At 41.0% G+C, this 13261-nt stretch carries 10 protein-coding genes, 1 tRNA gene and 1 pseudogene; 10 read left to right on the top strand and 2 right to left on the bottom strand.

Annotated elements, in window-relative coordinates; genetic code table 11:
* Positions 1–2: 2 nt before the first annotated feature.
* Complete coding sequence (locus HMPREF2794_RS06250) at positions 3–542, top strand: GNAT family N-acetyltransferase (RefSeq protein WP_010537864.1); 540 nt, start codon at positions 3–5, stop codon at positions 540–542.
* Here HMPREF2794_RS06250 and HMPREF2794_RS06245 read toward each other — a convergent pair.
* Positions 539–1129: a YqgE/AlgH family protein gene (locus tag HMPREF2794_RS06245; RefSeq protein WP_010537865.1), complete on the bottom strand. Its 591-nt coding sequence runs from the start codon at positions 1127–1129 to the stop codon at positions 539–541. The two genes, HMPREF2794_RS06250 and HMPREF2794_RS06245, sit on opposite strands and share 4 nt — an antisense overlap.
* Before the next feature lie 148 nt (positions 1130–1277).
* Positions 1278–2594, bottom strand: coding sequence for an aminotransferase class I/II-fold pyridoxal phosphate-dependent enzyme (locus HMPREF2794_RS06240; protein WP_070751167.1), 1317 nt, complete (start codon positions 2592–2594; stop codon positions 1278–1280).
* 158 nt (positions 2595–2752) lie between these two features.
* Here HMPREF2794_RS06240 and HMPREF2794_RS06235 point away from each other — a divergent pair.
* The 9 genes and pseudogenes from HMPREF2794_RS06235 (at position 2753) to HMPREF2794_RS06195 (ending at position 13248) form a co-directional block, all read left to right on the top strand.
* Positions 2753–2826 (top strand) — tRNA-Asp (locus HMPREF2794_RS06235).
* 237 nt (positions 2827–3063) lie between these two features.
* Positions 3064–3216: pseudogene (locus HMPREF2794_RS28410) on the top strand (Arm DNA-binding domain-containing protein); the annotation flags it as partial.
* A gap of 662 nt (positions 3217–3878) precedes the next feature.
* Positions 3879–4286 (top strand): hypothetical protein, encoded by a 408-nt coding sequence (locus tag HMPREF2794_RS06225; RefSeq protein WP_029425534.1) that lies wholly within the window; start codon positions 3879–3881, stop codon positions 4284–4286.
* A gap of 3 nt (positions 4287–4289) precedes the next feature.
* On the top strand, positions 4290–5594 hold the full coding sequence (locus HMPREF2794_RS06220) for a DUF3440 domain-containing protein (protein ID WP_070612404.1): 1305 nt from the start codon (positions 4290–4292) through the stop codon (positions 5592–5594).
* Complete coding sequence (locus tag HMPREF2794_RS06215) at positions 5591–6133, top strand: IbrB-like domain-containing protein (RefSeq protein ID WP_010537870.1); 543 nt, start codon at positions 5591–5593, stop codon at positions 6131–6133. Before HMPREF2794_RS06220 ends, HMPREF2794_RS06215 begins: the two co-directional genes overlap by 4 nt.
* Before the next feature lie 338 nt (positions 6134–6471).
* Complete coding sequence (locus HMPREF2794_RS06210; RefSeq protein ID WP_010537871.1) at positions 6472–9303, top strand: hypothetical protein; 2832 nt, start codon at positions 6472–6474, stop codon at positions 9301–9303.
* Positions 9300–11126, top strand: a complete 1827-nt coding sequence (locus HMPREF2794_RS06205) for a hypothetical protein (protein WP_010537872.1) — start codon at positions 9300–9302, stop codon at positions 11124–11126. The genes HMPREF2794_RS06210 and HMPREF2794_RS06205 overlap by 4 nt, the downstream gene beginning before the upstream one ends.
* A gap of 19 nt (positions 11127–11145) precedes the next feature.
* Complete coding sequence (locus HMPREF2794_RS06200) at positions 11146–11718, top strand: DUF3575 domain-containing protein (protein ID WP_022301077.1); 573 nt, start codon at positions 11146–11148, stop codon at positions 11716–11718.
* A 6-nt stretch (positions 11719–11724) separates the two neighbouring features.
* Positions 11725–13248, top strand: coding sequence for a DUF3868 domain-containing protein (locus HMPREF2794_RS06195; protein WP_172680464.1), 1524 nt, complete (start codon positions 11725–11727; stop codon positions 13246–13248).
* Positions 13249–13261 lie beyond the last annotated feature (13 nt).

Genomic DNA, 13261 nt, shown 5'->3' with positions numbered 1-13261 from the left:
GTATGAAACAGTCTTTTTTGAACAACGACCGCATCTATCTCCGGGCGGTAGAACCGGAAGATCTGGATGTCATGTATGAGATGGAGAACGATCCTTCCATGTGGGACATCAGTAATTTTACAGTCCCTTATTCCCGCTACGTATTGCGGCAATATATAGAAGGTTCACAGTGCGACGTATTCGCCGACAAGCAGTTACGCCTGATGATAATAAGCAGGTCTGATCACCGTGTGCTGGGGACGATTGATATCACTGATTTTGTACCTCTTCATGCTCGTGGCGAGGTAGGGATTGCCGTTTCTAAGGCTGACCGTCAGCAGGGATATGCTTCGGATGCATTGCGGTTGTTGTGTGAATATGCCTTTGATTTCTTGTCGCTGACTCAGCTTTATGCTCATGTGGCTACGGACAATGAAATCTGCATGAAGCTGTTTACTTCATGTGGCTTCGTTCAATGCGGACTATTGAAGAACTGGTTGCAAGTCGGGGGATGTTACAAAGATGCTGCTATTTTCCAGTATCTGAATCCGAAGAAACATTAATTGAAAGTCGGCACTCGTGGAAAGCGGGACCAGGCTTCATACTTGCTGCCCAGTTTTTCCAAGGCTTCTTTCCACATATCCTTGGTGTCACTGTTCATCAGGTAGTCCTTATCTTCTTTAGAGACGAGCCATGTGTTCTCTTTGAGCTCGTCATTCAGTTGTTCGCCTTCCCAGCCGCAGTATCCCAGGAAGAAGCGGATGTGCTGATCTACTTTATTGCCTTGCAGGATGTATTTCTTTATCTCATCAAAGTCTCCGTTCAGATACAGACCTTTGCTGACGGGTATTGCGCCGGAGATATTTGCCAAGGTATGAAGGTAGAACAGGGTATCTGTGGCAACGGGGCCACCTTTGTATAAGGGTATGTCGTTGATATATTTGAACTCTTTGATAATGTCATTGACGAATATCGGTAATGGCTTGTTGATAATCAGCCCCATCGTGCCTTCATCAGTATGATCGATAAGCAGAATTACGGACCTGCCGAATGTGGCATCACGAAGGAAAGGCTCGGAGATGAGAATCTTTCCTCGTGATGGCAATACATTATTTGATTGAATTTTAAATATGTCAGAGTCTATATCCATGCCATCAGATTGATATTCGTGCCACTAATATAAGAAAATAAATGGAATAATAGCCATACTTTCCCATTTTTTTTGTTTTAAGAGCAGCTTTTATGAATCTGTCACCTGATGTGAATATAAATATCCGTGCAAATCTGTTATTCGGCTGTCAGGCAACCGGGTGATGTTGGGCAAACAATTTCATCCTTTCGTCGAGCTGAGCGTACTGATGATCTTTAATAAAAGAGGTACATGCGCGCAATCCTTCTTGATGGCTTCCGGTGGTGACCAGTGAAATGGCGCTCACTCCGTAGTACATCAGTTCTTTGGCTAGTTCGCCGCTTGTCATTCCCGGATAGCCGATAGTGAAGTAGAATCCGTCGGCAATCGGATCACCCAAATCGTTGTCATATACCAGGTAAAATCCGTGACGGAGGAAAATTTCCTTTAACTTCTGCGCCCTGTCGCCATATACTTTTACTTCGTTGAGGAAGTTGTATTGACCTTCATTGGCAGCTTTCAGCATGGCAGCCATAGCAAACTGTGCCGAATGGCTTGTTCCGGAAGAAAGCGCATAGAGTACGCGGTGGATAAAGACCGTACCGAATGTTCCCCCGCCATAACGTTTGGTCAGTCCGGGATAACTGCGGTGATACAACTTATCGGAGATGCAGCTCACACCGATACGTTGCCCAGCATAGCTGAAGGCTTTGGAACCGGAAATCAGCAATACGTAATTATCTGTGTAGTGAGCTACTGAAGGTTGGAACGGAGCTTGATAAGGAGTGCTCAGGTCCTGACGGAAATCCATCGCAAAGTATGCCAGATCTTCCAGCACGATTACGTCATATCGGGTAGCAAGTTCACCGATAATGCGCAGCTCTTCGTCTTTCAGGCAAATCCAGCTCGGATTATTGGGATTCGAATAAATAATAGCCGATATATTTCCTTTTTCCAGATAGCTTTCTAGCTTTTCTTTCAGTTTGTCGCCACGGTAGTCGTACACATCGAATGTTTCATACTTTTGTCCCATCACTACCAGCTGCTGTTTCTGCACCGGAAATCCCGGATCGATAAACAGGATCGTGTCTTTCTTTTCGTCGCACTGGCTGCAAGTCAGGAATGAAGCGAATGTTCCCTGCATAGAACCGGTGACGGGCACACAACCTTCCGGACTTAAATCTACATTGATAAATGCCTTGATAAAGTTGGACGCTTCTTTTTTCAGTTCCGGCAGTCCGTTGATGTCGGGATACAGACTTGCAATTCCGTTCTGCAATGCTTCGATTTCCGCTTTCACTCCCACAGCGGAAGCCGGCAGCCCCGGAACACCCATTTCCATTTTGATAAATTCAACGCCTGATGTTGCTTCCGCTTTCGAAGCGATAGCTTTCACTTCACGGATAGTAGCCTTTGAAAAGTCGACAATTTGAAACTCATTGATCGTTTCGTCAATCACATTTCGTTCGATTGGTGTATTTTTCATTCTATTTTCTATTTATTGTAATGCTTGCAAATGTACATGATAATTCTTAATAAATACACTTTTTCAGAAAAAAGATACTCATCCTATTGTAGGTTTCAAAAAAATGTCTACCTTTGCATCCGCAATCGAGAGAGATGCGGATTATTAAAAGAAATTTTGGTGCGTTAGTTCAGTTGGTTAGAATACATGCCTGTCACGCATGGGGTCACGGGTTCGAGTCCCGTACGCACCGCTTTCTTATGAAACAGAATAAAGAAAAGTCCTGAAGTACAATACTTTAGGACTTTTCTTTTTATCCAATACCCCCACCCAAAAGCAGCGGAATAGCGTAGTTGGCACTGGCTTATCTGTTGGACTTTCCGGGGAAAAATTCAACGATTAAGATTTGTTTTCGCTGATTCTCAATATTCTGCATAGTCTGATTTGGAACAATACGATTTAACTTTGTACCACTAAAAATGCAAGAAGTATGGGAATTGAAAAAAGACGTAGTACACTCTGTGTGTTGTTTTACATCAAGCGGCAGAAGCTGCTGAAAAACGGGGAGGCTCCCGTCTGTATGCGTATCACCGTTGATAAGCGGAAAGCGGAGATTGTGATCAAGCGCAGTGTGCCGGTAGAAAACGAGGAGCGTATAACAGATCGTAATGTAGCCTTTGAAATGCATTGTGGATTGAACCTGGTGAACGCGATGGTGCACGGAAGAGATAAAAAGGTAGGAAGCTATGCGCTTTTTCCGGCTCTTCTGTTTGAAAACAGGCAGATAAAAGTGAGGCAGGAGGCGGTGATCAATATCATAGAAGAGGCAATAAGAAATGATTATAATATCTGCCTTATGAAAGTGAACCGGCACACGAATGAAGTGGTAGGAGAAGGGGAAATGGTGCTGATACATGAATGATAATGAAACCGGATTGAAAAAATAATCTTTATTCATTAGTACAAGAATAGGATTAAAATAAAATCATTAATAAAAAATAGATTGTGTATGACATAGAAAAGGACTTGAAAAATAATGAAATCATTGAGCTGATGAAATGGAAAAAAACGGATTCCACAAAGATAAAACGGGCTATGTATGAATGAGCATGCTATTTCCATTCAACTTGGTCGTGACTTAAACTAGATGGATTGCATAGTTTGCGGTATGGATAAAAGTGAGACAGGTCAGAGTGAAGTAATGCTGAACATGAAAAATAATCGCTCATTAATAAATGTTTTATGCAGATTTGTGCCGACAAGCGAAATTTTTTATCTATTTTTGTATGTCTATTTTTGAATGCTATGATACAGGTAATACAATTAAAAGGAAAAGACAAACATTTATATCAGCTTTTGGCGCCTCTAGTAATGGATCCGGATGTAATACGTGCAAATAATAACTATCCGTTCAAAACAAACGAGGATTTCGTTTGGTACATTGCGATTGACAATAGAGAAGTGGTGGGTTTCGTTCCGATTGAACAAAAAAGCGGAAAGAAGGCTGTCATTAATAATTATTATGTAGCTGCAGTGGACGAGCAAAGAAAAGATATCTTGTCGCTTCTGCTATCTTCTATAGTCACGGCATTCATACCTGAAGGGTGGACGCTTGATTCTGTCACGCTGATACAGGATCAGGAAACTTTTGAGAAATTCGAGTTTACGTCTATGGACAAAAAGTGGACACGCTATGTAAAAATGAACAGATGAATTATGGGAAAAAAAACAATCACAGGAACAAAAAATGTATATGAATTAGCACAAGAACGACTGAAAGTAATATTTAACGAGTTTGATAATATTTATGTATCTTTCTCGGGAGGGAAAGATAGTGGGGTACTGCTCAATATGTGTATCGACTATATCAGGCGGAATAATCTGAAAATACGTTTGGGGGTATTTCACATGGATTATGAAATCCAATACAAGATGACCATCGACTATGTGGACAGAATACTGGAAGCAAATAAAGACATTCTGGATGTATACCGGGTATGCGTTCCTTTCCGGGTATCTACCTGTACGTCCATGTACCAGTCTTTCTGGCGACCTTGGGAAGATAATAAAAAGGATATATGGGTGCGCTCCATGCCTAAAAAGGCTATGAAGAAAGAGGATTTCCCTTTTTACAATACTACCATGTGGGATTATGAATTCCAGATGCGCTTTGCACAATGGATACACCAGAAGAAGGATGCGGTGCGCACTTGCTGCCTGATCGGTATCCGTACACAGGAAAGCTTTAACCGCTGGCGCTGTATCTACATGAGCCGTAAATTTCAAATGTATCATAAATATAAATGGACCTCAAAGGTGGGAAATGACATCTACAATGCATATCCCATTTTTGACTGGAAAACGACGGATGTATGGACGGCGAACGGGAAATTCCAATGGGACTATAACATCCTGTATGACCTTTATTATCGTGCGGGAGTGAACCTGGAACGTCAGCGGGTGGCGAGCCCGTTCATTAATGAAGCACAGGAGAGTCTGGCCCTCTATCGGGTACTCGACCCCAACACATGGGGAAAGATGATAGGAAGGGTGAATGGAGTGAACTTCACCGGTATGTACGGCGGCACACATGCGATGGGCTGGCAGTCGGTGAAACTGCCCGAAGGCTATACCTGGCGCGAGTTCATGTATTTCCTGTTGTCTACCTTGCCGGAACGGGCACGCAAGAATTATCTGCGAAAACTGTCTGTCAGCGTACATTTCTGGCGGACTAAAGGTGGATGTCTGAGCGATGCAACCATCCAAAAATTAATTGATGCCAAAGTGCCGATTATCGTGATGGATAACAGTAACTATAAAACGTATAAGAAACCTGTACGCATGGAGTATCAGGATGATATTGATATTCCGGAGTTCAGGGAGATACCTACTTACAAGCGTATGTGTGTTTGTATCCTCAAGAATGATCATGCCTGCAAATACATGGGATTCTCGCCGACAAAGGAAGAGATGAGTAAAAGAAGTCAAGTAATGGAACAATATAGAATTATAGTATCATGAGTGTAGATAAAAGCCCGGTCTACGAGGTAAAAGCAGTACCTGTAGAAAAAGTGTATGCGAACGATTACAATCCGAATGTCGTAGCTCCGCCCGAAATGAAGTTGCTGGAACTTTCGATTTGGGAGGACGGCTTTACGATGCCTTGTGTGTGTTATTATAATAAAGAGGAAGACAACTATATCCTGGTGGATGGTTATCACCGGTATACGGTGCTGAAAACCTCGAAACGTATTTATAAACGTGAAAACGGTTTGCTTCCGATTGTGGTGATCGACAAGGATTTGTCGAACCGAATGAGTTCCACTATCCGGCATAACCGTGCCCGTGGAATGCATAATATCGAACTGATGTGTAATATTGTGGCAGAACTGGACAGAGCCGGAATGTCTGATCAGTGGATCATGAAGAACATTGGTATGGACCGGGATGAACTGTTGCGTCTGAAGCAGATTTCGGGACTTGCGGATCTATTTGCCAATCGGGAGTTCAGTATCCCGGATGAGGTGGCACCTACGGAGATGGAACGGAAAACGCTGTAGACGTTATCAACTCAGAATAAAGCTTGAAAAGGCCCTTGGATGATTTCATTCAGGGGCCTTTTTTAATATGGATTTTATTTATAATAATTCACTTCAAAAGTTTCGAATGCCGTAACTTTTGGATTTTTTATATTCGAATAATGCAAAATAAAGATTTGATCCTTATTGCCTTTCATTATTCGTAAGCGCATTGGAGTTCTCCTGCATTTTTAGTCTTTTATTTAAACTTTCATTGTCAGTATGAGAAATGGATGAAATTCCTTATCTCATGCAATATACCGACATTTGCAATATCTGATTAAAACGTTTTTTGCGTGTCTAATAAATACAACTATTTAATGAGAGAGATTAAACATAACATATACAATAGAGGGCCGATTATTTTCCTGTTATTGCTGATTATTTCATCTTGTATAGATGAGACTTTCATTGATAACGATGATAAGATTAAAAGCTCATATATATCCATCAGAGGGATTGGAGCCAAGGTTGGTATACATCCGGGAACAACTCCTGATGATTATGTTATTGAAACTCTCCGTATTCTGGCTTTTGATAAGGTTACTGAAAACTGTGTGTCTAACGTTCGCTATAATGCTGCGAATGGTGATATTATACAACATCCTATTAATCCGGATAGTTATGATTTTGTTTTTTTGGCGAATGAACCGGCGAATACACTTATTATAGATCAGTTGGATGGAATAACTAAATATGAAGATTTAAACGATATTGCATATCCGGAGAGATATTTTTCGTCTGATTTGATTATTCCAATGATACAGGAAATTAAGAATATAACTGTATTGCCCAATGGTCAGGGAGCTCAGGTAAATGGTGGCGCGGTTGTTAATGTGCTGCAATTGGGACTTGACAGGTTAGCCGTCCGCTTGGATGTTGTGTTGGAGGCTGAAGATAATCTGGAAGCTACCTTTACTGGAATTATATTGGAAAATATTCCCAATGCGGTGCCACTTACGAATAATTATACAGGTGAAGTGGAAAGGAATGTAACACGTACTTTTACTAAAGCAGCTGATGCCGGTTATTTTTCGGACGAGACTCCAACTGCTTCGGACAGATCATGGGCAAAAGGAGTGAATCGAATTATTCTGCCTGCCAATGAGTTGAAGACAGTGGGAGATGCGAGTAAAGCAGTGACTCTTATAGTAGGCATGGGGAATAACTATAGTCCCTCCACTCAATTGAAGACCGCTAGTGATCCGACAGTGAGTTATAGTCTTCCGATAAATACAAAACTTGATTTTCTTGGTATCATCAAAGAGCCCTTGGAAGTGAATATTAAGGCATCAGAATGGGATAAGATTGGAGAAGACTGGGAGATTTCCGGTACCAGAGTCTTGAATGTGTCTGATATTGAGGTTAATATAACAGACTTCAATGGAGCACGAATTGCATTTTGGTCAAATATGCCGGTTGTGAGAGTGTTGGATGTGGTATATGATGAGAATGGTGCTGAAAAAGTGACGAATAATATATTTAATGCCTTGTCTTCTCAAAACTATGCTCCTAACGATGACTTCAGAATCAGGTATGATGCGAAAACAGGACTGGGATATATGGATATTGTGTTGGATCGGCCTAATACCGATGATAATGTGGCGGGTGATAAAACATATACTCTTACTTTATCAGCTTCAGAAGATCATGCGGGGACCAATGCCCTCCAAAGGAAAATTATTGTGCATGTAAAGCAGGAAGGTGTACGATATGTCTTTGAGAAAAATGCTTCTGACAATTTGTGGTCTACTCCTTATGTAGGAGCTTTTTGGGATGATAATGAAGTCGGAGAGAGAGTGATCAAGGGTATAAGATGGGACTATTGGTGGAATTGGACGGTAACAGTGCCTGATGAATACAGGGATTTTATTGTCATAAGTGCCAGCCCGAGTTTTGACCCGAATATTGGTACGGATAATCCAGGGGACGCTGAAGATTATCCGGTTGTTCCTAATGCTTTTAGATTTGAAACAGGGAGCTCTGTAGCAGGGAAAGGACGTGTTTATTTCAGAATAGGATTGAAAAGTAAAAATACAACAGGAAGCCCTAGATATGGTTTTGTGAATGTTCATTACGAAAAGTCTGAAAACAATGTAGTAACGTCTTATGATACTAAATTATTTGTTCGTCAGGGAGGCGATCCGGATTATCTGATGCGGAGTGGGAGTATAAGAGGTGCTTCTGATTATGGAGCTAAATTCTCGCCGTATAACTTGACGATGAAAGCGTTTAAGGATACTCCGGGTACCACAGTTCAGTATCAGGCTATAAATTATAGTAATCTAGCAGGTGAAGTTGATTTTGTAAAGTATCCTACCCAGGCCGGGGCGCATTTTCAGTGGGCACTGCCCATTGCGAATGTTGCTAAGGGACTCCGAGGATATCATCCTACGAATGTGAATATGGGAAGTGCCCCTTGGGCTATAACAGGGTGGCCGATAGAACGTATCAATGGTGTGAACCTTTTTTGGAATCCTTCGACGGGAACTATCCTGAAGAATTATTATGAAATATGTCCTCCCGGGTATGTTCGTCCCACTGATGGACCGGAGGATCGGATTGCAGTGAATAGTTATAATTACGATCAGGTTTATATGTCGGACTGGAGAATGTCTTTATTTGCCGATCCTATGCGGGGAGATGCGGCTTCCAATACGGTAGATAGTCCATATCCGACTAATGGGACATATAAACCGGAATTATATACTCCTGTGCCGCTTTCTGAAGTTATGTATGGATTTTATGCTGATGGTTTCTTTGACAGACGTCCGATCAAGGAGAAAACGATGGTTGATGGCACAACTAGAGGAGAAGGAACATTAGGTTATACTAAATATAGAGGTGTCAGTTTGGACAACGCTGATGCGGCTTATGGTGGTGTGTTAGTATATAACAGTAATACTAGTGCTTCTATCTTCTTTCCGGCTGCGGGAAGAAGATGGCATCTGGATGGTAGTTTGGAATATGCCGGCCAAACGGGATATTATTGGGCTTCCTCTGTTGCACCGGGGTGGACTAAGGTAGTTAGTGGCAATGAAACCGGAGCACCTTATGGAAATATATGGACGATGCAACTTAATTATGCAGAGCCACGCCCGATATCTACAGGACATGTATTTGGGTATTCAATACGATGTGTGAAGAAATGAGGAAAATAGTAATACATATAAATAAACTGTTCTATCTGCTCTTGCTACTGTTGATATCAAGCTGCGAGCATGATATCAATAGTACAGAGCAGCAAGGCGGAGGGAATGATTCGGATGATAAAGTACAGATTGAAATTTTTACTCGTGCTCATTCATACGATCTTCCATCGACGAGGGCTGCTGAAAATGATATCAGCATGACACCTTGGGTGCTTGTGTTTAAGGGAAATGGAGGAAGTGCCACCTTTGTAGAGGCAGTGCAAGCTTTCGAAATGGTAGGAAAAAGATATGTAATATTGACCAAACAAAGTAGTAAATGTCAGTTGCTAATTTTGGCAAATACTCAGAGTAAGTTTTATTATAATAATGATAATGCTAATGGATATGTATTTAATGAGACGAATCTTAATACAAGATTGAGTGGTGTAACGCTGGCGGATGCATGCTCAAAGTTGTTGACTGAACCATTAGCAAGTCCTTCGCTTACAATAATTCCATATAGCGGAACTGGTGAAATAATTCCGATGAGTGCTGTGCTGGAAGTAAATAAGATAGATAATGATACTAAAATACAGAATTCAGATCCGTCTAAGGGGGCATTGTTACTCACTCGTGCAGTAGCTAGAATAGCAGTAGTGAATACAGCAGACAATTTTGAGTTAAATGGAATTATGGCTTTATTCAATGTACCTCGACAGGGACAGTTGCATAACTATAGCAACTCGATCATGAATAATACTTCTAATTTGACGGAGTATCAGGGAGCTTCAGATTACTCAACCCCTTTGGTGGCTGCAAGTGTAGTGACTGAGGGACAGAGTACAAATAGCAATCCCATATATATATACGAGTCTAACACGCTGAATAATACATATATGATTATTCAGGGAAAGTATGATAATAAGGATTACTATTATAAAATGGCTATCGTCGATAAAAACTTGAACGCAATAGATTTGTCTCGTAACAAGTCTTATACGTTTACCATTATAAAAGCCAAGGGACCTGGTTACGACACAATGGCTGATGCTAAAGTGGCTAAACCTTCGAATGTCGACCTTGATTTCAAAATAATTGTGGATGATGGCGATTCGTATGAAATTATAGCTAATAATGATTATTATCTGGGGGTGAGTAATTCGGTCTATATTACTTACTCAGATGTGGATAATATCTATAATGCTTTTGATTTAATAACAGATTGTACAAAGGTTTTTCCTGATACAAGAAATATAACAGATAATAGGGGAGAAGTATCAGGAGCTTTTTCATTAAGTTCTCCCGTAGATGGAAAAATACCTGTTGTAACCGGGGGAGTTGCTTCCCCTCGTATTACTACAGTGAGGGTCTTTACATATACCTGGCTGATGTATTTTGAAAACGGTCAATTTGAAAACGGAGTTGAGAAAAATAATGCATATATAACATTAAAACTTGGAAATTTGGAAAAACAGGTTCATATCAGACAAAGACAGGCGATTAACGCAAGTGGAACTGTACTGGAGTATAGACCTACTGATAGCTATCCGTATCCGGGTACTTACCCTAACTTAATGGACTATCATTGTCTTACCGGTCAGGTTGAGGATGGCGATGATAATCCTAAAAATTGGATAAAATTGCGCCCTTCGACAATGGTTGAAAGAGAAGATACGGAACGGATTATAGTAGAAGATGGACAGATTTTTATTGAAGTATTGCCTAATACTACTAATAATCGCAGAAGGGGAACTGTATATTTGACAACAGTTATGTCTAATGGATCATCGGTAGGTGGGAGTTCTGTGAAGCGTATAAAGATTGATATCACCCAAAAAGGGTGACCTATAAATGTAAGATATAATGAAGAAAGTTATTATACTCATAGTACTTATGCTGGGATGCGTTGCTTTCGAGAGTAAAGCCCAGAAGATAGCTCTGAAAAGCAATCTTCTGTATGATGCTACTACTACCATGAATCTCGGTTTGGAGTTTGGACTGGCACGCAAATGGACATTGGATGTTCCTGTGAATTATAATCCCTGGAAGCCTGATAATGGCAGACGTTTGCGGCATTGGGGAGTACAACCGGAGGTTCGATATTGGTTCTGTGAGAGCTTCAGACGAACATTTATAGGAGTACACGGGCATTATGCGGATTTCAATGTAGGCGGATTTCCTGACTGGTCGTTTATTAGTGAGAATATGCAGAATACCCGTTACCAGGGACATCTGTATGGAGGAGGTATTTCGATAGGACATTCGTGGATATTGAGAAAACGTTGGAGTATCGAAGCATCGGTAGGAGTGGGATATGCACATATTGTATACGAGAAATATCCTTGTGCAACGTGTGGTACTAAACTGAAGGATTCGAGCAAAAATTATTTCGGTCCTACAAAAGCGAGTGTATCACTTATTTATGTAATTAAATAAAATAGAATGATGAAAAGGAGTATACAACTCATCGTATTGGTACTGATGGTTTTATGCCAGAATACAGGTTCGGCTGTTGCCCAGACGTGTTCTTATGATGGAACTATCTCTGTGGTGCCGGTACAACTGGAACAACGCGGTAAATCGGTTTATATAAATATTGACTTCGTCCTGAATGATGTAAGGGTGAAGTCGGCACATGGAGTGGATTTTATTCCACGGCTGATTGCTCCGACACGTAATCTTAATCTTCCGAAAGTGTCAATCAAAGGACACAATGAGTACTTGGCTTATGAACGTTGGCTTTCTCTGATGAGTACTAAGGAGAAGAATCTCTACGAAAAGCCTTATGTTGTAGAGAAAAGTAGTAAGAGAAGAAATGATACGATAAAGTATAGATATGTATTGCCTTATGAATCGTGGATGGATGATGCTCAAGTGGAGGTACAACGTGATGAGTGTGGCTGTGGTGAAACTCAATTGATGAGTGTGGAACCATTAGGTGACGTTGATCTGGAACGTATGCTGGTGCCGTATGTGGTAGTGCCTCACCTTGCTTATTTGCAACCGGCTGCGGAAGAAGTGAAGAACCGTGAAATACAAGCGGAATGTTTCCTTGATTTTGAGGTGAATAAAATTAATATTCGTCCGGAGTACATGAATAATCCGAAGGAGCTGGCCAAAATTCGTGCAATGATTGATGAATTGAAGTCTGATCCCAGTATTAAGGTAAACAAGCTGGATATTGTGGGCTATGCTTCACCTGAAGGATCATTGGCGAATAACAAGCGTCTGTCCGAAGGACGTGCAATGGCATTGCGTGATTATCTGGCATCAAAATATGATTTCTCACGAAATCAGTATTATATCGTCTTCGGCGGTGAAAACTGGGATGGATTGGTGAAAGCATTGGATTCGTTTGAAATGGAGTATAAAGATGAAGTACTGAATATTATCAAAGATGTTCCTCTGGAAAAAGGAAGAGAAACTAAGTTGATGCAGCTTCGTGGTGGTGTACCTTATCGATATATGTTGAAATATATTTTCCCAAGTCTTCGTGTGGCTATTTGTAAAGTGAATTATGAGATTAAGAATTTTAATGTAGACGAAGCGAAAGAGATTATTAAGACACGTCCTCAGAATTTGAGTCTGAATGAGATGTTCTTGGTGGCTAATACTTATCCGAAGGGCTCGCAAGAGTTTATCGATGTATTCGAGACAGCTGTACGGATGTATCCTAAGGATGAAATAGCCAGCATCAATGCTGCTATGGCTGCCCTTTCGCGCAATGACTTGGTATCTGCGGAACGCTATTTGAAAATGGTAAACGCTCATAAGCAATTACCTGAATATAGCAATGCTATGGGTGTATTAATGTTATTAAAAGGAGATTATGAACATGCGGAAGAATATTTGAAAGCAGCTGCCGAAGCTGGTCTGGAGGCTGCCGGACAGAATTTGGAGGAATTGGCTACGAAAAGAACGAATGCAGCTGAAATTGAAAAGAAAAATAAAAATAGAGATAAATAAACTAGTTACAAAC

This window comes from Bacteroides sp. HMSC067B03, assembly GCF_001811315.1.
GTDB lineage: Bacteria > Bacteroidota > Bacteroidia > Bacteroidales > Bacteroidaceae > Bacteroides > Bacteroides faecis.
This window is presented reverse-complemented; position numbering and strand designations above follow the sequence as displayed.

What these genes read in the sequence shown, in the direction of transcription:
- HMPREF2794_RS06220 (WP_070612404.1), top strand. Translation starts at nt 4,290, where the DNA reads ATGGGAAAAAAAACAATCACAGGAACAAAAAATGTATATGAATTAGCA.
- HMPREF2794_RS06210 (WP_010537871.1), top strand. Translation starts at nt 6,472, where the DNA reads ATGAGAGAGATTAAACATAACATATACAATAGAGGGCCGATTATTTTC.
- HMPREF2794_RS06205 (WP_010537872.1), top strand. Translation starts at nt 9,300, where the DNA reads ATGAGGAAAATAGTAATACATATAAATAAACTGTTCTATCTGCTCTTG.
- HMPREF2794_RS06245 (WP_010537865.1), bottom strand. Translation starts at nt 1,129, where the DNA reads ATGGATATAGACTCTGACATATTTAAAATTCAATCAAATAATGTATTG.
- HMPREF2794_RS06240 (WP_070751167.1), bottom strand. Translation starts at nt 2,594, where the DNA reads ATGAAAAATACACCAATCGAACGAAATGTGATTGACGAAACGATCAAT.
- HMPREF2794_RS06200 (WP_022301077.1), top strand. Translation starts at nt 11,146, where the DNA reads ATGAAGAAAGTTATTATACTCATAGTACTTATGCTGGGATGCGTTGCT.
- HMPREF2794_RS06225 (WP_029425534.1), top strand. Translation starts at nt 3,879, where the DNA reads ATGATACAGGTAATACAATTAAAAGGAAAAGACAAACATTTATATCAG.
- HMPREF2794_RS06195 (WP_172680464.1), top strand. Translation starts at nt 11,725, where the DNA reads ATGATGAAAAGGAGTATACAACTCATCGTATTGGTACTGATGGTTTTA.
- HMPREF2794_RS06215 (WP_010537870.1), top strand. Translation starts at nt 5,591, where the DNA reads ATGAGTGTAGATAAAAGCCCGGTCTACGAGGTAAAAGCAGTACCTGTA.
- HMPREF2794_RS06250 (WP_010537864.1), top strand. Translation starts at nt 3, where the DNA reads ATGAAACAGTCTTTTTTGAACAACGACCGCATCTATCTCCGGGCGGTA.